Here is a 20,021-nt window from a genome sequence, read left to right as displayed (position 1 = left end):
TTTGCTCTTTTACAAGGAGCAAGCTCTATCCAGTGCCGATTTGTCCTGCGCCTGCGGAAACCCCTGATGAAGCACAACAACGCGATACTCGAAGCCTTTACCCGCAGTTCCGTACGCCTGAACAAGGGCCTGATGGTGCTGATTGGAATCGCGTTGCTGCTGCTCCTCACCAACTACTGGTCACTGCAACGCGGGATCGAAACCCGTTATGGCGCCACGCGCTTTCATTTTGCGCGGCTGATGGAAAACCTCAGCGAGCAGCAGACCTATCTCAAGAGCCTGACACACCCAGGCATCCAGGCCGAATTGCTGCGGGCCACCCACGTGCAGGTCAGCCTCAAGAGCCGCATGGTCGAGAACCGCCGCACGTTATACGAAGGTCAGAAGTACTCGTTTTCGGTGCCGTTCGACGTCAAGTTCGATGAGCAACAGGTCGGCGTTGCTGCCCGACCACCGATTTTTGCCCTGGGCGCGCACCTGACCAGCTACTACAGCGCCTTCTGGTCCTCGTCGCCGTATGAGGCGCCGCAAACGTATCTGTTCAATCGTCAGACGAACTACACCATCACCATTCCCTCCGTGGGCTATCAGCGTCGCGAAAACACTGAAGAGACCGGCAACCAGGTGGCGCTGGTCAACGCTGTGCAGCAAACCCTCGCGCAGACGCCGCAGCCGCTGGAGCAGGAGTGGGTGCACTGGAAAGCAGGGCCGGAGCCCGAACATTTGCTGGCCTACATCGGCCTGCCACTCGACGGCCAGGGCCAGTCGGTGATCGGCACCTTGCTCGACCTGTCGCAGGTCGACGATGTGCAGCGCGCGCTGGATCACTCCGCGTTTGATCGCTTCACCCTCTTTGCGCCCGACGGCACCCGTTTGGTCGGGCCAGCCACCGAGGCGTCGCTCAGCGATGGCGTGCACTTCACGGCCAATGGCTTTGAATTCAAGATTACCCAGGCCGGCGACCAGCCCTGGAGCGCGGTCTATGGCCTGAACTACTCGCACTTCTTCCACTCGGCTTTGTGGCCGCTAAGCACCCTGGCGCTGCTGCTGGTCAGCCTGATAACCCTGGGCTGGGCCGGCAGCCGCTGGTATCGGCGCCAAGTGATCACCCCGGCGCGCCTGGCCCACGAGCGCATCGCCGAAAGCGTGGCGTTCAGCCGCGTGATCATCGACACCGCGCCCACCGGCTTGTGCGTGGTGCGCCGCAGCGACGGCAAGGTATTGATCGAAAACCAGCGCGCCCAGCAATGGCCGGGCACCGCACGTCTGGTGGCGGCCATGGCCGGTCAACACGACGGCGTCGAGAACGGCGAAAGCCACTTGGAGATCGAAGGCCGGCACTTGCAAATCGGTTTTGTGTCGACCCGCTATCAGGCCGAGAACGTGCGCCTGTATGCCTTCAACGACATTACCCGGCACATCGAAGACGCCCAGGCGCTGGAAGAGGCACGTCACGCCGCCGATACCGCCAACGAGGCCAAGACGTTGTTCCTGGCGACCATGAGCCACGAGATCCGCACGCCGCTGTATGGCGTGCTCGGCACCCTGGAACTGCTCGGCCTGACCGACCTGGACGCGTCTCAGAAAACCTACCTGCACACCATCCAGCGCTCGTCGGCCACGTTGTTCCAGCTGATCAGCGATGTGCTGGATGTGTCGAAGATCGAGTCCGGGCAAATGGCGATAGAAGCCGTGGACTTCTGCCCGTTGGACATGCTCGAAGACACCCTGCACACCTACGCCGCTTTCGCCCAGCGCAAGGGTTTGCAGCTCTACAGCTGCATCGATCCGCGCTTACCGGACTGCCTGATGGGCGACCCGATGCGCATCCGCCAGATCCTCAATAACCTGGTGAGCAACGCGATCAAGTTCACCGACATCGGGCGTGTGGTGATTCGTGCCCGGGTCATGGCGCTGGACGCCGAGCATGTCGACCTGGAATGGCAAGTCACCGACTCCGGCGTCGGCATTCCCGAAGCGCAGCAGGCCAAGCTGTTCGACCTGTTCTACCAGGCGCCGGACACTGCCGGCGAAGGCGGCGCCGGGCTGGGGTTGCCGATTTGCCGCTGGCTGGCGCAGATGATGGACGGCGAAATCCGCGTGGTCAGCGAGCCGGGGCTGGGCAGCAGCTTTACCCTGAAAATGCGCCTGCCGCTGTGCTGCGGCGCACTGACCAACTTGCCGCTGATCGAGCCCAGCCCGACGCCGGTGTATGTGCAGGCGCCGGTGCGCGAACTGGCGCAGTCGATGAGTGACTGGCTCAACCGCCTGGGCATCGCGGCGGCGCTGGCAGCTTCCGCTCAGGAACCAGACAGCCGCCACGCGGTGCTGGTGGACCTGTTGCCCAGCGAGCCCGCCAAGCCATGGCCCGGCCAACGCGTGCTGTGCCTGCCGGGCGCCCACAGCCCGCCGCTGCACACGGCGCAAGGCTGGGTGGTCGATCTGCACGATGTGCGCAGCATCGCCAGCACCGTGTCCCTGGCGCAGCACGGCAAGCATGAGCAACCCGCAGCCGCGCGACCACGAAGCGCCGGGCAGCTGGGGTTGCGCATCCTGGTGGCCGAGGACAACCCGGTCAACCAGGCGATCATCAAGGAGCAGCTCGAAGCGCTCGGCTGTTCGGTGAGCCTGGCCGCCAACGGCGAGCAGGCGCTGCAACTGTGGCAACCGCAGGCCTTTGACCTGGTGCTGACCGACGTGAATATGCCGCTGATGAATGGCTATGAACTGGCCAGGACCCTGCGCGAGCACGACCCGCACCTGCCGATTATCGGCGTGACCGCCAATGCCATGCGCGAGGAAGGCGTGCGCTGCCTGGCGGTGGGCATGAATGCCTGGATCGTCAAGCCGTTAAGCCTGCAAACCCTGCGTGGCCAGCTGATCAAGCTGTGCAAGGTCAAGCCGCCCCCGGAGCCTGCCACTGCGCCTTGCGACGACAGCGTGCAGCTGTCGGACAAGATGCGCCCGCTGTTCATCAGCAGCGTGCAGCAGGACTTGCAGCGTATCCATGCCACGCTGGTGCAACGTGATGCCCACGGCCTGGGCCAATTGCTGCATTCGGTCGCCGGCGCCCTGGGCGCGGTCCAGGCGCTCAGCCTGGCCCAGGCATGCATCGAACTGGAAAGCGCACTTAACCGCGGCAGCCTCGACACAACGCTTGAGCTCAAGGTGAAGGCTGTGATGCGGCGTCTGTCGGCCGTTCTGGAGACTCTCCAGCCCGGGCACTCTTCACTCACTTGAACTGGCACTACGGACGGCCCTCTATGAAAAAATTCAACGTGGTAATCGCGGACGATCACCCGATCGTATTGCTGGGTGTTCGCGAGTTGGTGGAGCGCGACACACGCTTCCAGGTGGTCGGCGAGGCCGTGTGTTCGGCCGGCCTGATCGCGCTGTTGCAGCACCAGGGTGCCGACATCGTGATCACCGACTACAACATGCCGGGCGACTCGCCCTACGGCGACGGGCTCAAATTGGTGGAGTACCTGAAGCGGCATTTTCCGCAGGTGCAGATCCTGATCCTGACGATGATTTCCAATCACCTGATCCTCACCCGCCTGCAAGAGCTGGGTGTGGTCGGCATCATCCAGAAAAGCCAGTTGCACACCGAGATTCAACTGGCGCTCAAGGCGATCGCCCAGCAGAGCGCCTATCGCAGCCTGGAACCGCCAAAAACCTCGGTAGTCGAGACCCTTACGGCGATTGACGAGCGCTTTACCAGTTTGTCGCCCAAAGAGTTCGAGATCCTGCGTTTATTTATTTCCGGCATGAGCGTCAGTGATATAGCTCGCCGTCAGAACCGCAGTTCAAAGACCATCAGCGCGCAAAAAATATCGGCCATGCGCAAACTTGAAGTGAGCAGCGATCAGGACCTGCTCGCTTATTGCCTGGCGCGCAATATTTTCAACTAACCCACAACTAGCAAGCCATTTAAACAATGGCTTCGCCCTTTATTTTCCGGGTATTCACGCGCCCTCCAGCCGTTCTAAACCGCCTGCTTCCTGACTTATAAGAATCGTCTTATTCGCTCGCCCGCCCTCGCCGCTTATTCTCCTCTCGCAGTTCAACAACAGCACTTTCCAACTAACACTAACGGACATCATCATGAAGAAGTTTTCCCTGGCTGTTATCGCCTCGGCCATTATCGCCGCTTCCGGCAGTGCGTTTGCCGCCGACCCGGCACCGACGCCGACCCTGGGCGGCAGCGGTAAAATCACCTTCACCGGCGTGATCAACAACGACGCCTGCTCCGTCGACGGCGCCAACTCCGACCGCACCATTTCGGTGGACATGGGCAACGTGTCGATCAAGGACATGGGCACCGCCGAAAACCCAACCGCAGGCCGTGTCACCGCCAAAGACTTCAACCTGAACGTCAACTGCAACCAGGGCACCAAAGTCGCGATGATCTTCGACGCCAACAACGGCGGTTCGGGCCTGGTCACCGGCAAAAAAGTCCTGGCCCTGAACCCGGGTTCGGCCACTGCACAGAACGTCGGTATCGCCCTGCTCGACAGCAAAGGCAGCCTGATCGACCTCAGCTCTTCCAGCACCGCGCGCATCGAAAGCACCATGCACGGCGCCGGCACGACTGGCGGCGACGCCACCCTGAGCTTCGCGGCCGCCTACGTCACCACCGCAGCCGCCGGTTCGTCCACCGCCGGTCGCGGTGATGCCACCCTGCCGTTCATCCTGCAATACGAATAACTCGGCGCCCCCGGCACCGAACGCGCGAGGCCCTGCGGCCTCGCCATTGTCTTTTGATTACACCGGATAACCTTCATGCCGCCTCGTTCTATCGCCGCGAGCCTCGCGCTGCTGGGCATGCTTATGGCTACCCAGGCCGCCGCCAGCATTTCGTTGAATGCCACCCGCATCGTGTTTGATGGCGACCACAAGGAAGCCAATATCACCGTGCGCAACGGCAACCAGGATGTGTTGATTCAATCCTGGGTCGACATGAACGACGCCAGCGCCAGCCGCGCGCCGTTTGCCGTCACGCCACCGCTGGCGCGGGTATTCGCCAAGGAACAGCAATTGCTGCGCATTCTGTACGAAGGCAAAGGCATGCCCACGGACCGCGAATCGGTGGTGTGGCTTAACGTGCAGGAAATCCCCAAGGCCAGCGCCGCCGAGAACACCTTGCAGTTGGCTATCCGCCAGCGCATCAAGATTTTTTACCGCCCTGCCGGCCTCACCGGCAGCGCGCTGCAAGCTCCTGCGCAACTGGAGTGGACACTGGCCAAACACGCCGGCCAGACCCTGTTGCAGGTGAAAAACCCAACGCTGTACCACGTGTCCATGGCCGACATAAAAGTGCAGGCGGTGCTGGCCAGCGATTCCACCATGATTGCGCCCGGCGAACAAAAACAGTTCCCGCTGAGCGCGGCAATTGCCAACGGCCCGGTGCAGCTGTCGTTTTCCAGCATCAATGACTATGGCGCGCAAAACCACTACAGCGCGCCCCTGTCCAGCGGCGCTGCGCTACCTGCGCACGCGACTGAATCGCGCCTGAAACCCTAAGCACTTTCGCCTACCTACAGGCTCACTTCGCGTGCGTGTTTGCGTGCCCGGCTGTCCGTCAATCAGGGATGTCATAGGTCCTCGCATGTCTTTTCTTTCCAGCAACAGGCCCGCACGTGGCGTACTGAAGTTGAAGACGCTGTCGCTCGCGATGGCTGCCAGCCTGCCGACCTGGGCGGTGGCCGATGACGCTGCGCAAAGCTTCAACACCACGTTCCTGCAGGGCTCGCAGTCGCCGGTCGATTTGCAGCAACTGCTCTCGGCCAACAGCGTGCTGCCGGGCAATTACCGGGTCGACCTGTACAGCAACGAAGTGCTGGTGGGCCGCCGTGATATCGACTTCAAGCGCAACCCGAAAAACGGCCGGGTCGAAGCCTGCCTGACCCTCGACCTGCTCAAGCAGCTGGGCGTCGACATGAGCCGGTTGCAAGCCGAAGGCAAACTCGACCCGCAGCAACCGCAGGCGTGCTATGCCCTTGCGGACATGATCGAAGACGCCAGCGTGCGTTACGACAGCAGCCGCCTGCGCCTGTTGGCGAGCATTCCGCAAGTGGCCATGCAGCGCGGCCTGCGCGGGTATGTCGACCCGCAGTTGTGGGACGACGGCGTGCCGGCCGCGTTCATCAACTATCAGCTCAACAGCAGCCGCACCGCCGGCGACTATAAAACCCGCATCGCCAATAACCTCGGGCTGCGCAACGGCATCAACCTGGGCGCCTGGCGCCTGCGCAACGAATCGAACATGAGCAGCGGCACCGACCGCTCGAACACCTTCACCAGCAACCGCACCTACGTCCAGCACGACATGACCGCGATCAAGGGCCAGTTCAGCGCCGGTGAGATTTTCTCCGACACCGACCTGTTTGACAGCGTGCGCTATCGCGGCCTCAAACTGGCCTCCGACGACGGCATGCGCGCCGACAGCGAGCGCGGCTACGCGCCGGTGATCCGTGGCGTGGCGCAGACCAACGCGACCGTAGAGATCCGCCAGAACGACTATATCCTCTACACCGCCAACGTCGCGCCCGGCCCGTTCGAGATCAACGACATCTACCCCAGCGGCTCCAACGGCGACTTGCAAATCACCGTGATCGAAGCCGACGGCAGCCGGCGGGTGACGATGCAGGCATTCTCCAGTTTGCCGATCATGGTGCGTGAAGGTCAGGTCAAGTACAGCCTCTCGGCGGGCACGTTCAAAAGCAATGCCGACGGCCTGGGCAGCCCGCGTTTTCTCAGCGGCACGCTGGCGTATGGCTTGACCAGCAACCTCAGCGGCATCGTCGGCCTGCAAGCCAGCGAGGACTACAGTGCGCTGTCGATCGGCGCCGGCAGGAACACCGCGTTCGGCGCCTTTTCCCTGGACACCACGCATTCGTCCAGCAAGGCCCGCGGGCAAATCCACCAGGGCAGCAGCGTGCGGGCGTTGTACGCAAAGACCTTTGCCGGCACTGACACCAACTTCACCCTGGCCGCCTACCGTTATTCCACCGAGGGCTACCGCACCCTCACCGACCATGTGGAAGACAACAGTGAAGACGTGCGCGTGCGCACCGGCCACTCGAAAACCCGTACCGACCTGACCATCAACCAGAGCCTGGGGCGTAACAGCCAGTTCGGCAGCCTGTACGTCAATGCCAGCGACCAGCGCTACTGGAACCGTGGCGGTTCGCGCAGTTTGTCTGCCGGTTACACCGGTAACTGGGGCGACCTGAGCTACAACCTTGGCGTGACGCGCACCCAGCAAATCGTCACCTATGGCGAGCCCAGCAGCGACACCCAGGTGAACCTGTCCGTCTCGTTCCCACTGGGCAGCCAGGCCCGTGCGCCACGAGCCTTTGTCACCACCAGCCATCAGCATGGCGACACCACCACACAAGCCGGTATCAACGGTTACGTCGCCGATACCAGCGACACCTTCTATTCGGTGCAGGCGGGCCATAGCGATGCGAGTGGCGACTCCGGCTCGGTGAATATCAACAGCCGCACCTCCATGGCGGATGTGAGCCTGGGTTACAGCCAGGGCCAGGGCTACAACTCGCAGAACCTTAACCTCGCGGGTTCAGTGGTTGCCCACGCAGGCGGCATCAACCTGGGGCAGACCGTCAGCGAAACCTTCGCCCTGGCCGAAGTGCCGGGTATCTCGGGGGCTAAAATCGGCAGCTACAGCGGCGTCGAGACCGGCTACAACGGCTACGCGGTGATCCCCACGGCGCAACCTTACCGAGTGAACTGGATCAGCCTGGACACCCGCGACCTGGGCGGCGATGTGGAGATCACCAACGCCACCCAGCAGCTGGTGCCGCGCCGTGGCGCTATCGTGGTGGCGCGTTACAGCGGTACCACCGGGCGACGGGTATTGTTTGAGTTGTTTGATGCGCAGCACAAACCGTTGTCGTTCGGGGCTTCGCTGGAGGACTCGGCGGGCAAGCAACTGGCGATTGCGGACCCGAACGGGAATGCGCTGGCGCTGGTGGAACAGGATCAGGGCACGCTGATCATCAAGTGGGGCGAGCAGCGTTGCAGTGCAAGCTATGCGTTGGCGCCGCAGAACAAGGCGCTGAACTATGAGCGGCAGGCGTTGGTATGTGGCCCTTGAGGGGGTGGCGGCTAGTCTGCTTTTCTGTGGGAGCTGGCTTGCCTGCGATGCAGACACCTCGGTGCATCAGGTACACCGAGTTGATGCCATCGCAGCGGTGCGACGATTCGACAAGCCAGCTCCCACATTCGGGATTGATGTATAGCCTGATTAGGCTAAGGTGCTGCCCACACGCTTCCACCGCCGAGACATCCCATGCGCCACCTGATTTTCGCCAGCGTCTGCCTGCTGACCACCGCCCTGACCGGCTGCCAGCAGACCCCGCCGGCCAACGACCAACTCGACGCCGTGCTCTGGACCCAGACCTCCATCGAACACGAGTTGATCTACCGCCAGCTGTTCGCCAATGCCACCCGCCAACTCGACGTGGCCCTGGCCGATCCGACCTGGGATGCCCTGCCCTTTCCACCCCGCAATCTGAACGGCTTGCCTCCAGCGGTGGTGATGGATATCGACGAAACCCTGCTGGACAACGTGCCGCTGAACGCGCGCGATATCAACAATAATCAAATCTATTCCTACGATCGCTGGAACACCTGGGTCGACCAGGCCAAGGCCCAGGCATTGCCGGGCGCAGTGGCTTTCCTGCACGCCGCCGAGCAAAAAGGCATCAAGGTTTACTACCTCACCAACCGCGAACACAGCCAGGTCGCGGCCACCGTCGCCAACCTGCGCCTGCGCGGTTTTCCGGTGACCAGCGACACCCAGGTCCTGGCCGCCAGCACGCCTACCGGCCACTGCGAAAGCGCCGGCTACGGCAAGACGTGTCGCCGCCAGTGGGTCGCCGGCCATGCCCGCGTATTGCTGATGGCCGGTGACTCGCTGGGTGATTTCGTGCAGGCCGAACACAACACCCTCGCCGCCCAACGCAAAGCGGTGGAACCCTACGTGAGCTGGCTGGGCCAGCGCTGGTTTTTGCTGCCGAACCCGAGTTACGGCAACTGGTACAGCTCGCCGTATGGGGATGATGAAAAGCTGCCGTTTGCGCAGAAACGCAAGCTTAAGCAGCAGGCGTTGCAGCTGGAACAATGAAGGGTTGTCTGAGGTTCAGGCTTTGATGTTCTGCCGAATGTTCCAGCCAAACTTCACCGGCCCGCCGTCCTTGGCGCCGTCGGCTTTCTGCGGCTGGTAGCTGACGTCGACGCTGGCGAAATTGAGGGCGAAGCTGTCATGCACGACGTCGGTGGTGCTTTCAGCATTCGTGCTGTAGGACACCACCATGACTTCCTTCAGGGTAATCACCAGGTACTCCACCGGGCTGGCACCGCCAGCCTTGCGTAGCACCAACCTGGCCTCCGGGTAATGCTTGCCGCTGGCGCAGGCCATCATCAGGTTGGGGCTGGATTTATCCAACGGTTTGGTCAGGTTCAGGTTGGCAATATTGACCTTGCCCGCACCGCCGCCGGTACCGCTGTGCATCGAACCCGACTGCGACATGCCCCACGCCCATTGGATGATGTCGATCTCGTCGCGATGGGCCTGGTCCCTTGATTCACCCTTGATATCACCCAGCTTCAAAAACATATCGACTGCCATGTTTGCTCCTTGCCTTGGTATGCGTCGGTAGTGACGCGGGGAGCACTTTTCCCCAGCCGCAGCGGTGCGCGCAAGACGCAGAAAGCAGTTAGAGAAGCACCCGACGTTAAATGGCGAACCTTCCGACATTCAGCGGTACCTCCTCATCTTTACGCTCTCGACTCCCGCAATAACAGGAGTTAAGGATGACGGCTTCCCTGCTCAGAGATGGATTCCCTTCGGTCCACCGCACCACGCGTCAACGGATTGAAAGCAGTATTGATCTGCGCAAGTTGTTCTTCGCCATTGATAGCGACCCGGTGCTGATTGGCGCTGGGGTGGTCTATATCGATGACATGTTCAACGTGGTGGTACTGCGTGAGTTTCAGGCGATTTGCAGTGTGCGGCCGATCAAGGTGGTGCTGCGTGAGGCACCCAAGTATGTGGGGCCGGTGGAGTTCAAGCGGATGTTGGAGCATGAACCGCGGGAGTCGGAATGGGTGGCTGAAGCGCTTGGCACGGCGGTGACCTGTACGGGGGCGATACTGAGTTGGGTCGTCGTTACCAGTGGCGTGATGTTGATGCCCTTTACGGCGGGGACGAGCGCGGTAATTACGTTTATCGGCAAGGCTGCTCTGGCTGCCAGCATGACCCAATGCGCCATCGGGCTAGGGCGAACCAGTGTAGAAGCGTTTGCGCCCCAATACCTAGATCGTCTAGATAACGAAACCTGGTATCAGGCCGTTGTTACGACGCTGGATGCCATTGCATTACTGGGCGTCGCCACTTCTGCGTTGACCACAATCAAAACAATAAACACAGCAACGAGAGTCACTGGCAAACCGCTCAAACAAATACTCAAAGGTCTGAACCGACAAGAACGAGCGAGACTCAATGATGAATTGCTCAGGCTTCGTGATCCTCGATTAACGCTAAAAATTCTCAAGGTGAAACAAGCCACCGGCGTATTACCAAAACGAATCAGTGCCACAGAAATGCAACTTGCTACCGCCAATCACATAAAAGACACCTTGGCTGCAGCCCTGGGTTTCGCGAGTAGTTCGATGCCAGGAAATATCAAGACGTGGGCTATTGGTATCTACGAGGAAGTCAGCCAGTGAGCAAGCGTGTAACGGAAAAGGGCCTTAGCGAATCAGCAAAGGATGAGAAATGTGAAGATTGGAAAACGCTGACGCCCGAGGAACGTACTTACGCCTACTTTTATTTTGAAAATCCACGAGCGTTCAGGAGACGCTACGCGCTAGTGATTGGCGCCGATCTACTCGCTGGCTGTTTCACGATTGCGATGACTGCCGTCTTACTGTTGCTGACCTCTCTCTCAAGACTTCCAGAAAACCTTGCACTTAAGATCTGTTTTCTCGGCAGCGTCGCAACAGGCCTTGTCCTTTTTTTTTCCAAGGCGCAGGTCAACTATGGTCGTATCCGCTCGGTATGGATCAGTGTCGGCATTTACTTAATTTGCTTACTGATATCTTTGCCCGCAATTACGTACCGCCCGCCGCTTTTTCTCTACACCATGTCCCTGCTTAGCCCGCTGACCGGCCTGCTGATCCTCAACAGCAACCGCTGCCGCGAACTGCGCCACAAGATGGTGGAAATCCGCCGCAAGCGCGAAGACATCATCGCCACCCTGAAAAAACAAGGCCGCTGGAAATGGTGGTGAGCCACCCACCATCTGCATTCGCTCAACACCCATCAAGCCACGTTCTGCAACCGCCACAACAACTGCTCGCCACTCATCGCCCGCGCATACACGTAGCCCTGGCCCACCCTGCAGCCCATCGCCAGCAATTGCCGCTGTTGCTCCCGGGTTTCGATGCCTTCCACCACCACGGTCATGCCCAGGCTGTCGCCCAGCGCCAGGGTGCTGTGGATCACTGCGCGGCAACGTGGGTCGGCGGTCATGCCGCGCACAAACTCGGCATCCAGCTTGATCTCGTTGAACGGCAGCTGACACAGGCGTTGCAAGGATGAATACCCGGCGCCGAAGTCATCCAGGGACAGGTTGCAACCGAGCAAGCGCAAACGCATCAGGCACGCCAGGCTGCTCGCCGAGGCATCCAGCAGGCCGCTTTCGGTCAGCTCGAACGTCACGCTGGCGTGCGGCACCTTGAACGTCGCCATGACGTCTTCGATCTTGCGGCTCAACCCGCCCTGAGCCAGTTGCTGAGCGTGCAGGTTGAACGCCAGGTTCAAGGCCATGTCGCTTGCCCTGACGTGTTGTTGCAGGGTCAAGGCCTGGTGCATCTGCGCAAACAACAAGTCGTCGAGCATCCCGCTACGCTCCAGCACCGGCATGAAGGCCATTGCGGGTAACAGACCGTAAAGCGGGTGCTGCCAGCGGCTCAACACTTCCACACCGACCATCTCCTGGGTCCACAGGCTGAATTTGGGTTGGTAGTACGCGTGTAACTGGCCGGCAGCGAGTGCTTCGCACACCTGCGTCGGAGTAAATAATGGCAGTGCCGGTGAAACCTCAGGCGCGATCCCCCCATCACGCAGATGGCGATGCAATAGCCCTTCGAGCTGATTGAGCGTCGTGGGCTTATCGACATGCCCCAATAAACGCACGCCGAGCAAGCGGGTGAACTGTTGCAGGGCCTGGTTGATTCCGGGCGGCTGGTGGCCGCTGACAATCACGCCATGCAGCCACCCTCGTTGCGCAGCATGTTGCAAAAACTCCAGACCATCCATGTCGGACATGGACAAGTCGCACAGCACGACATCCACCCCACCCACGCTTTCGAGAATGGCCAGGGCTTCAATGGCATGTGTCGCTTCGAGCGCCGCATGCCCCAGCCGTCTGAACAGACTGACCACGATAGCGCGCTGAGAGGCATGATCCCCAAGGATCATAATGCGTAAAGGCTGGCTCATCATTGCCGTGGGCTCGTTGACGGTGGAGTCAACGATTGTCTAAAAACGCCTTGCAAAAACGGGAATGACTAATCCTCTATGGATGTAGGATATTTCTCAAAATATCAGCGTTGCTACGAGCTGTGGCCAGCAATCTCAAGCAGCCATGGCCGTTGATGGGGGTAAGGGCAGCGGCCCATCGTCACCGAGGCTGGATGTGTTCAGATACGCTGTTCACAAGCCTACTGGCCGCCACACGCTCAGTCGTCCTGGATAACGGATCAGGCTGTTCTGGCCGCAATCGCCTCCACTTCCACCAGCGCCCCCGGCAACGGCAATGCCACCACCTGCAACGCCGTGCGCGTGGGTTTGTTCGGCTGCTCGGGCGTGGCGAAGAACTGCGTGTAACCACGTTGCAAACCGGCGAAGTCGAGCTTGCCATCGGTCTCTTCGGCCCCCACCAGAAACACGCGCAATTGCACGATATCGCCCAGGTCCAGGTCTTGCTGCTGGAGGATCTTGCGCAGTTTGTTGAACACCGACACCGTCTGCACTTCGGTGTTGCCGTAAACCCCTGGCACGTTCGGGTCGACCAGATCGGGCAAGGTGCCGCTGACGAAAATCAGGCTGGCCGAGGCCGGTACGGTGACGGTTTGCGAGATGGGAAAATCGCCGACGCTGGTGCGTTGAATGCTGTCGCTCATGGTAGTGCTCCTCAGGAGGCGGCGAGTGCCGCACGCTGTTGTTGTTGGGTAACGCGCTCAGCCAGTTGCGCAATCACATGGCGCGCCGAGTTGGCTGCCGATTCCTGCCAGATGCCCACACCGCTTTGCACCAGACCGTCGCCGGCGAAGTACACGCGGCCGTGGGCCTGCTCGAGCAAGGCACTGGCATCGGCCGGGAAGTGTTCGCGTTGCAACCATGGGCCTTCGCTGTAGGGGATCTGCTCCCAGGACACCGCCAGCGGGTGGCGCAGGTGTTTTGAATAACCCGGATGCAGCAGCTCCACGGCTTCTTTGGACGTGGCGTACTGCTGGTCGAACGGCTTGGCGCCAAACACGTCGGCGCCCTCCCCGGTCACGTAGCCGGCCACCAACAAGCCGTCGCGGGTGTTGAGGTCGTTGCTCGGGTACCACAGCAGGCGCGCCGGGTGTTCGATCCACGACAGGCCGCCATAGGTGCGGTAGTCGGTTTCCCAGAAGCGCGGCGATTGCCACGCCACTTTGGTCGCCTGATCGCTGCGGGTGCTGAGCAAGGCGGCTTTGACCGGGTCGCTGAAGTCGGTATCGAGTTTGGCCAGCAGCGGCAACGGCAAGGTCGAGACCAGGTAATCGGCGCGCACCACCTGTTCGCGGCCGCTGAGCTGTTCGTGGTAGGTCACCGCCACGCCGTCTTCAAGCTGGCGAATCTGCCGCACCTGGGCGCCCAGTTGCACGTGCTCGCGCACGCGTTGGTAGAAGGCGTCGGTGATGCGGTCCATGCCACCGACGGGTTGGAACATGGTGGCGGAAAATTCCGGGAATTCGGTGTGCAATAACGCGCCCCACAACTCCGGATGCAGCAGCCGGCCCAGCCCCAGCGGGCTGCGGCTGGCGGGCAGCGCGCCGGGGTGGGCAGGCGACTCCAGGTGGCCGGAGCGCAGGCTGCCTTCAAAAGCCAATTCCTGGGACAGGTCGCCATACACCTGCAAGAACGCCAGCAAACGCGTGCGCTCTTCACTGCTCAACACATCATCGAGGGCATCGCGCTGTACGGCTTTGGCCAGCAAGCCGGACAGATGCCCGCGCGTGTCATTGATCGCCTGGCCGACGGTAAACGCCGACTGTTGCAGATCGGGCCGCACCTGGGCGCCGTGGCTGCTGTTGACCAGCACTTCCAGCGGCACACCCAGTTCGCTGCAATAGTCGAGAATCGTGCGGTGCTGGCTCGGAATCCTGGCGGGGCCGGCGTTGAAATACAGGCCGTTATCAAACGCTACGGTTTGCGTGCGGCCGTCCTTGTAGTCCACGTGGTCGCCATTGCGCAGGGTCCAGGTACGCCCGCCCACACGGTTGCGGGCCTCCAGTACTTGCACGCTGAAGCCGGCGCGGCTCAGCTCCAGTGCCGTCACCAACCCGGCGATCCCGGCGCCCAGCACCAGCACGCGGGTACCCTGCCCCAGACCAGGCTTGAGTTTCAGCGGCTGCGGCCGTCGATGTGACGACGGCCCCAACCCCAATACGGCCAGTACATCCTTGACGGCCTTTTCACCGCCTACAGCGGCGATGCTCGACAGCGCTTCACGGCGTGTCAGTCCCATGTCGATTCTCCTAGTCCGGCAGGCCCGGTGGGTTGATCAGCGAGGTGTCGACGCGCTCGACGTCCAGGCCCCAGCGTTGCAGCACCTGTTCGTATTGGCCGCCGGCAATCGCGCCTTGCAGGGCGGTGTGAATCGGCTGGATCAGGCCGTTGTCCTTGCGGGTGGTCACGGCAATATCCGCCTTCAACGGCCAGCCGCCGTTCACCGTGCCCACCAGTTTGATGCCACCGGTGACCGCCGCCGAGTAGGCATACACCGAGTTGGGCCCGAACAGCGCATCGCTGCGACCGGACTGCACTGCCAGTTGCGCGGCGGCCTGGTCGTCGATGTATTGCAGGAGCGCAGGCTTGATACCGGCCTTTTCATTGGCCTCGTTCCAGGCCAGCAGGACCTTCTCCTGGTTGGTGCCGGAGCCGACGATGATCTTCAGCCCGGCGATGTCGGCGGCCTGTTTGATCTCGGTGATGTTGTTGGTGCTCTTGACGTAAAAGCCGAGCACATCCTGGCGATAGGTGGCGAAGTCAAAACGCTTCTTGCGCGCCTCGGTCACGGTGACGTTGCTGATCACCGCGTCGTATTTGCCGGAGCTGACGCCCAGCGGCCAGTCCTCCCAACTGGTCTGCACCACATTGAGTTGCAGGCCGAGGCTGTCGGCCACCAACTGCGCGGTGTCAGCTTCGCTGCCGATGGTGGTCTTGTCGTCGTTGGCGAGCAGCGCCAGCGGCGGCCCGGCCACGCCGGACACCGCCACGGTGAATTTGCCAGGCTGGGCGAACTTGAAGCCCGGCGGGATCTGCGCGATCGCCGCTTCATTGCGCGGCACATGGATGCGCACCCGATCGGGGCTGAAATCCACCTGTTGCACGGCAAAAGCCTGTTGCGCGGTACTCACGGCAAGCGTCAGCAAGGCCACGCGGGCAGTATTGATGAACATGGGCAGTCACTCCTTGAACTAAAGCACCTTGCCCAGAAAGGCCACGGTGCGGGGATGTCGGGGTTGGCGAAACATCTGTTCGGGCGGGCCTTCTTCGATCAGTTGGCCGTCACACAGGAACACCACGTGGTCGGCCACCTCACGGGCAAACCCGATTTCGTGGGTGACGATCACCAGGGTCACGCCCAGCTGGGTCAGGCCTTTGATCACGTCAAGCACTTCGCCCACCAGTTCCGGGTCGAGGGCTGAGGTGGGTTCATCGAACAGCAGCACTTTGGGGTCCAGCGCCAGGGCACGGGCGATTGCCACGCGCTGTTGCTGGCCGCCGGAGAGCTGGCGTGGGTAGGCCTCGAGTTTGTCGGCCAGGCCGACCTTGGCCAGCAGCTCGCAGGCCCTGGTCTGCGCCTCGGCCTTGCTCCAGCGCTTGTGGGCCAGCGGTGCTTCAGCGACGTTTTCCCAGGCGGTGAGGTGCGGGAACAGGTTGAAGTTCTGGAACACAAAACCCACGTCGATGCGGCGCTTGAGAATCTCGCGTTCTTTTAATTCGTAAAGCAGGTCACCCTTGCGCCGATAGCCGACGTATTCACCGTCGATGGTGATGTGCCCGCTGTCGATTTTTTCCAGGTGGTTGATGGTGCGCAGCAAGGTGGATTTGCCCGAGCCGGACGGCCCGAGAATCACCGTGACCTTGCCGGGATCGATGGTCAGGTCGATGTCTTTCAACACCTGCTGGTTGCCAAAGCGTTTGCCCACGCCCTGGATCTGAATGCGCCCGGCGCGTGCTTCAGCCATGGGTTTTCTCCTTGAGCCAGCCGCGCAGGCGTTGCAGCGGTGTGGGCGGCAGCACCCGCGCCGTACCGCGCGCAAAGTGGCGCTCGACGTAGTACTGGGCGCTGGTCAGCACCGTGGTGATGATCAGGTACCACACGGTCGCCACCACCAGCAGCGGGATCACCGCCTGGGTGCGGTTGTAGATGACCTGCACGGTGTAGAACAGCTCCGGCAAGGCCAGCACGTAGACGATGGACGTGCCCTTGACCAAACCGATGATTTCGTTGAAGCCCGATGGCAGGATCGAGCGCAGCGCCTGGGGCAGGATGATGCGAAAAATCCGTCGCGAAGCCGGCAAACCAAGGGCCGCCGCCGCTTCATGCTGACCGGCGTCCACGCCAATCAAACCGCCGCGAATGATCTCCGCCGCGTAGGCGGCCTGCATCAGGCTCAGGCCCAACACCGCCACAGTGAATTGGCTGAGCACATCCACGGTCGACCACTCGGCGAACACCACACTGGTGAACGGTACGCCGAGCACAATGTGGTCATACAGGTAGGCGAAGTTGTAGAGGATGATCAGCACCAGCAGCGCCGGCATCGAGCGGAAAAACCAGATATAGCCCCAGGCCAACGCCGCCAGCAGTGGCGAGCCCGACAGCCGTGCCAGCGCCAATGCAGTGCCGAAGAGGATGCTGAACACGGTACTGAGCAGCGTCAGCAGCAGCGTCTGGCCGAGGCCGCGCAGCACCGAGGCAGAAAAGAACCACTGGCCGAACACGCCCCACTCCCAACGCGGGTTGGTGGCCAGCGAGTGCACGATGGCGAGCAGCACCAGCGCGGCAAAGGTCGACCCGGCCCAGCGCCACGGGTGGCGGGCGGGCACCACTTGCAAGGCCTTGATCGGCGTTGCGACGCGGCGCTGGCGAACCGGGCTGACGTCTTCGATCAGGTCATAGGATTTGGCGACAATGGGCATGTTCTATTCCTCGCGGGTTGCGGCCTTAAAAGGCGTAAGTCAGCCGGGTGTAGTAGTACCCGCCGGTAAAACCGTAGGGCGAATAAGTGCCGTAGCTGGCGAGCATGGTGCTGCTCGGCACGCCTTGTTTCTTGGGGTAAAGGTCGAACAGGTTCTTGGCGCCGACGGCGATGTTCAGGGCTTTGGTGAGGTTGTAGCCAAGGTCGAGGTCGGTGATCCATTTGGCGCTGTAGACGCGGTCGAGGCTGCGGTCGGCAGAGACGTTGACCTCTTTGTAAGAACCGTAACGGGTCAGGGCCAGGTTGAGGTTGAAGCGCTCGATGCTCCAGTCGCCGCCGAGGATGAGCTTGGTCTTGGGCTGCACATCGGTGATCAGGCCACGGGCCTGGCGGTCCATCAGGTCATAGGGCGTGCCGAGGATGTCGGTGGACGCCTTGTAGTTGAGGATCTTGGTCTGGTTCCAGTTGAACGCCGCGGTCCACTTCAAGGCGCCGAACTGGCCGAGGTCCTGGTTGTAGTTGCTGACCAGGTCCAGGCCTTTGGTGCGGGTGTCGGCGCCGTTGATAAAGTACTGGCCGCCGGAGGTGGAGTTGATGCCGTTGCCTTGCAGTACCTGGGTGACTTCAGGGCCGAGCAAGGTGCCGGTCAGGGTGATGCGGTCGCGCAGGTTGATCACGTAGGCATCGGCGGTGAAGTTCAGGCGGTCGGTGGGCGTGAGGGTGAAACCCAGGCTGAAGTTGGTCGAGCGCTCGGGTTTCAACTCCTGGGCGCCGAGGGCCTTGGCCGCCGCCGAGCCCACCGGCAATACGCCGTAGTTGATCGACTGATACACGCCGTCGACCACGCCATAGGTGGTGGAGCGCGCACTGAACAGGCTGTTGGCCAGGGACGGCGCGCGAAAGCCATTGCTGACGGTGGCGCGCACGGCAAATTGCGGGGTGAAATCGTAGCGCGCGGTCAGCTTGCCGCTGCGGGTGGCGCCGACGCCTTCGTTGTAATGCTCGTAGCGAAAGGCGGTGCCGATGTACCAGCCCGGCAGCGGGTTGAAGCCCACATCGACGTAGCTGGCGAGGCTGTTGCGCGAGGCGCTGCTTTCTTCATCCGGCGAAATGCCGTTGGTGACTTGCGCCCCGGATGACGCGCAGTTGCCCGGCGCCACGCAGTAGCCGCCATTGGCATAGGACGCGTAGTCACCGGCCTGCACCTCATAGGTGTCGCGCCGATGCTCGAAACCGTAGGACAGGTCCAACGGTTTTTGCAGGCCCACATCAAAGCCACGCTTGAAGTCGAGGTTGGTGGTCAGCTCGGTGGAAATCCAGGTGCCGGAGGTAAAGCGGTTGGGCGTGTACTCGCCCAGCGACGGGTTCTGGTTGTGGGTGGTGCCCTGCTCCGCCTCGTTGCGCCCGTAGGTGGTGGACAAGTCCCAGTCCCACGCGCCGACGGTGCCTTTGCCGCCGAACGCGGCCTGAAAATCGTCCTCGTCGATGGACCAGGTGGGTGTGTACCCGGCCGGGTAGCCATTCGGCCCGGTGGTGATGGTGTTGGTGATGGTCGGCAGGCGGTAGTTCTGGCCCTGCTCGGCCTTGCGTCGCGAATAGGTGGTGAAGGAATACAGGCTCAGGCTGTCATCAATCGGCAGCTCGGCGTTGTAGCCCAGGGTCAGCAGGTTGGTCTTGGGCGTGCCGTAACCGCCGTAGGTCGCCCTGCCGGCCTGGTTGTAGGCTTGCGCATAGGTGTAGCCGTTGGCGCTGGCTTTGTTGTCGTCATTCTGGCTGCGGGCATCCAGGGCCAATTGCACGACGCCGCCGTTGCCGATTTCAAACCCCTTGTTGAGGCTTTGTTGCACGGTTTGCTTCTTGCCGTCGTAGCCCTGGCCGACGTTGGTGACGGCGGTGCCGCTGGTATCGGCCTTGAGGATCACATTGATGACCCCGGCGATGGCATCCGAGCCGTACTGGGCGGCAGCGCCATCGCGCAGCACTTCCACATGGTCGATGGCGCTGATGGGGATCAGATCCAGGTCAGCCGGCGCCGCGCCGGTGTTGATGCCATTGATGTTCAACGTGGCGCTGGTGTGGCGGCGTTTGCCGTTGACCAGCACCAGCACTTCGGCAGCACTCAAGCCGCGCAGGTTGGGCGCACGGGCAATGCCGCTGGCGTCCCAGCCGGTTTTTTCCGGCAGGGTCAGCGACGGGATCACCGCGCTCAAGGCTTCCATCAAGCCGGGCTTGCCGGTGCTTTGCAGTTGCCTGGCGCTGACCACATCGATCGGCACCGGGCTGCTGGTGACGGTGCGCTGCTCGGCGCCACGGTTGCCGGTCACCACCACGGTGGACAGGGTGCTGTCGTCCTGAGCGGAGGCAGTGCCGGCCAACAGGGCCAGCGTGAGTGCGGCGGTGGGGGGTAAAACTGGTTTCATGACCACTCCAGGCTTTCCGAATCGCGAAGTCGGGCAGTCGCGCGGGCGGGCGCGGTGCTCGTTTTTCAGGGTGTCGCTGCGATGGGGAACTAGGTGTGGAGTGAGCGA

The 20,021-nt window shown here is 61.8% G+C and carries 16 protein-coding genes; 8 read left to right on the top strand and 8 right to left on the bottom strand.

All coding sequences use genetic code 11. The annotated features are described in order from the left end of the window. Window positions 1–66 precede the first annotated feature (66 nt). The 6 genes from BFP92_RS03780 (at window position 67) to BFP92_RS03755 (ending at window position 9,151) form a co-directional block, all read left to right on the top strand. Window positions 67–3,240, top strand: coding sequence for a hybrid sensor histidine kinase/response regulator (locus tag BFP92_RS03780; RefSeq protein ID WP_065911893.1), 3,174 nt, complete (start codon window positions 67–69; stop codon window positions 3,238–3,240). Window positions 3,241–3,263: 23 nt separating this feature from the next. After that, window positions 3,264–3,911, top strand: coding sequence for a response regulator (locus tag BFP92_RS03775; protein WP_056861299.1), 648 nt, complete (start codon window positions 3,264–3,266; stop codon window positions 3,909–3,911). 193 nt (window positions 3,912–4,104) lie between these two features. After that, a complete protein-coding gene (locus tag BFP92_RS03770) occupies window positions 4,105–4,707 on the top strand; it encodes a fimbrial protein (protein ID WP_065911892.1) in 603 nt (200 codons plus the stop codon). A gap of 75 nt (window positions 4,708–4,782) precedes the next feature. Continuing rightward, window positions 4,783–5,523, top strand: a complete 741-nt coding sequence (locus tag BFP92_RS03765; protein ID WP_065911891.1) for a fimbrial biogenesis chaperone — start codon at window positions 4,783–4,785, stop codon at window positions 5,521–5,523. 85 nt (window positions 5,524–5,608) lie between these two features. Further along, on the top strand, window positions 5,609–8,119 hold the full coding sequence (locus BFP92_RS03760; RefSeq protein ID WP_065911889.1) for a fimbria/pilus outer membrane usher protein: 2,511 nt from the start codon (window positions 5,609–5,611) through the stop codon (window positions 8,117–8,119). Between the two features lie 195 nt (window positions 8,120–8,314). Then, on the top strand, window positions 8,315–9,151 hold the full coding sequence (locus tag BFP92_RS03755; RefSeq protein ID WP_065911888.1) for a 5'-nucleotidase, lipoprotein e(P4) family: 837 nt from the start codon (window positions 8,315–8,317) through the stop codon (window positions 9,149–9,151). Between the two features lie 15 nt (window positions 9,152–9,166). On the opposite strand, the gene BFP92_RS03750 is transcribed toward BFP92_RS03755, so the two are convergent. Beyond that, window positions 9,167–9,655 carry an Hcp family type VI secretion system effector gene (locus BFP92_RS03750; protein WP_065911886.1) on the bottom strand — a complete coding sequence of 163 codons (489 nt, stop codon included), beginning with the start codon at window positions 9,653–9,655 and terminating at the stop codon, window positions 9,167–9,169. A 185-nt stretch (window positions 9,656–9,840) separates the two neighbouring features. On the opposite strand from BFP92_RS03750, the gene BFP92_RS03745 reads away from it, so the two are divergent. Continuing rightward, window positions 9,841–10,755, top strand: coding sequence for an Ssp4 family T6SS effector (locus BFP92_RS03745; protein ID WP_065911884.1), 915 nt, complete (start codon window positions 9,841–9,843; stop codon window positions 10,753–10,755). Beyond that, window positions 10,752–11,318 (top strand): hypothetical protein, encoded by a 567-nt coding sequence (locus BFP92_RS03740; protein ID WP_065911883.1) that lies wholly within the window; start codon window positions 10,752–10,754, stop codon window positions 11,316–11,318. Before BFP92_RS03745 ends, BFP92_RS03740 begins: the two co-directional genes overlap by 4 nt. A gap of 32 nt (window positions 11,319–11,350) precedes the next feature. On the opposite strand, the gene BFP92_RS03735 is transcribed toward BFP92_RS03740, so the two are convergent. The 7 genes from BFP92_RS03735 to BFP92_RS03705 form a co-directional block, all read right to left on the bottom strand. After that, the gene (locus BFP92_RS03735) at window positions 11,351–12,532 is read right to left on the bottom strand and encodes an EAL domain-containing response regulator (RefSeq protein WP_239694235.1); all 1,182 of its coding nucleotides are present in this window, start codon (window positions 12,530–12,532) and stop codon (window positions 11,351–11,353) included. Window positions 12,533–12,792: 260 nt separating this feature from the next. Next, window positions 12,793–13,215: a RidA family protein gene (locus tag BFP92_RS03730; RefSeq protein ID WP_065911881.1), complete on the bottom strand. Its 423-nt coding sequence runs from the start codon at window positions 13,213–13,215 to the stop codon at window positions 12,793–12,795. An 11-nt stretch (window positions 13,216–13,226) separates the two neighbouring features. Continuing rightward, complete coding sequence (locus BFP92_RS03725; RefSeq protein WP_065911880.1) at window positions 13,227–14,810, bottom strand: flavin monoamine oxidase family protein; 1,584 nt, start codon at window positions 14,808–14,810, stop codon at window positions 13,227–13,229. Window positions 14,811–14,820: 10 nt separating this feature from the next. Then, a complete protein-coding gene (locus BFP92_RS03720) occupies window positions 14,821–15,744 on the bottom strand; it encodes an ABC transporter substrate-binding protein (protein ID WP_065911878.1) in 924 nt (307 codons plus the stop codon). A gap of 18 nt (window positions 15,745–15,762) precedes the next feature. Next, on the bottom strand, window positions 15,763–16,536 hold the full coding sequence (locus BFP92_RS03715; RefSeq protein WP_065911873.1) for an amino acid ABC transporter ATP-binding protein: 774 nt from the start codon (window positions 16,534–16,536) through the stop codon (window positions 15,763–15,765). After that, entirely contained in the window at window positions 16,529–17,494 is a 966-nt protein-coding gene (locus BFP92_RS03710) for an amino acid ABC transporter permease (RefSeq protein WP_065911872.1), read from the bottom strand. Before BFP92_RS03710 ends, BFP92_RS03715 begins: the two co-directional genes overlap by 8 nt. A gap of 25 nt (window positions 17,495–17,519) precedes the next feature. Beyond that, window positions 17,520–19,913 (bottom strand): TonB-dependent receptor plug domain-containing protein, encoded by a 2,394-nt coding sequence (locus BFP92_RS03705; protein WP_065911871.1) that lies wholly within the window; start codon window positions 19,911–19,913, stop codon window positions 17,520–17,522. Window positions 19,914–20,021: the final 108 nt, after the last annotated feature.

The sequence above is a fragment of the Pseudomonas sp. 58 R 3 genome (assembly GCF_900006605.1).
GTDB classification, from domain to species: domain Bacteria; phylum Pseudomonadota; class Gammaproteobacteria; order Pseudomonadales; family Pseudomonadaceae; genus Aquipseudomonas; species Aquipseudomonas salomonii.
This window is presented reverse-complemented; position numbering and strand designations above follow the sequence as displayed.

Excerpts from the sequence above, each read along its gene's own strand:
- BFP92_RS03780 (WP_065911893.1), top strand. The coding sequence starts at position 67 with ATGAAGCACAACAACGCGATACTCGAAGCCTTTACCCGCAGTTCCGTA.
- BFP92_RS03715 (WP_065911873.1), bottom strand. The coding sequence starts at position 16,536 with ATGGCTGAAGCACGCGCCGGGCGCATTCAGATCCAGGGCGTGGGCAAA.
- BFP92_RS03730 (WP_065911881.1), bottom strand. The coding sequence starts at position 13,215 with ATGAGCGACAGCATTCAACGCACCAGCGTCGGCGATTTTCCCATCTCG.
- BFP92_RS03705 (WP_065911871.1), bottom strand. The coding sequence starts at position 19,913 with ATGAAACCAGTTTTACCCCCCACCGCCGCACTCACGCTGGCCCTGTTG.
- BFP92_RS03735 (WP_239694235.1), bottom strand. The coding sequence starts at position 12,532 with ATGAGCCAGCCTTTACGCATTATGATCCTTGGGGATCATGCCTCTCAG.
- BFP92_RS03775 (WP_056861299.1), top strand. The coding sequence starts at position 3,264 with ATGAAAAAATTCAACGTGGTAATCGCGGACGATCACCCGATCGTATTG.
- BFP92_RS03710 (WP_065911872.1), bottom strand. The coding sequence starts at position 17,494 with ATGCCCATTGTCGCCAAATCCTATGACCTGATCGAAGACGTCAGCCCG.
- BFP92_RS03725 (WP_065911880.1), bottom strand. The coding sequence starts at position 14,810 with ATGGGACTGACACGCCGTGAAGCGCTGTCGAGCATCGCCGCTGTAGGC.
- BFP92_RS03750 (WP_065911886.1), bottom strand. The coding sequence starts at position 9,655 with ATGGCAGTCGATATGTTTTTGAAGCTGGGTGATATCAAGGGTGAATCA.
- BFP92_RS03755 (WP_065911888.1), top strand. The coding sequence starts at position 8,315 with ATGCGCCACCTGATTTTCGCCAGCGTCTGCCTGCTGACCACCGCCCTG.
- BFP92_RS03720 (WP_065911878.1), bottom strand. The coding sequence starts at position 15,744 with ATGTTCATCAATACTGCCCGCGTGGCCTTGCTGACGCTTGCCGTGAGT.
- BFP92_RS03770 (WP_065911892.1), top strand. The coding sequence starts at position 4,105 with ATGAAGAAGTTTTCCCTGGCTGTTATCGCCTCGGCCATTATCGCCGCT.
- BFP92_RS03745 (WP_065911884.1), top strand. The coding sequence starts at position 9,841 with ATGACGGCTTCCCTGCTCAGAGATGGATTCCCTTCGGTCCACCGCACC.
- BFP92_RS03760 (WP_065911889.1), top strand. The coding sequence starts at position 5,609 with ATGTCTTTTCTTTCCAGCAACAGGCCCGCACGTGGCGTACTGAAGTTG.
- BFP92_RS03765 (WP_065911891.1), top strand. The coding sequence starts at position 4,783 with ATGCCGCCTCGTTCTATCGCCGCGAGCCTCGCGCTGCTGGGCATGCTT.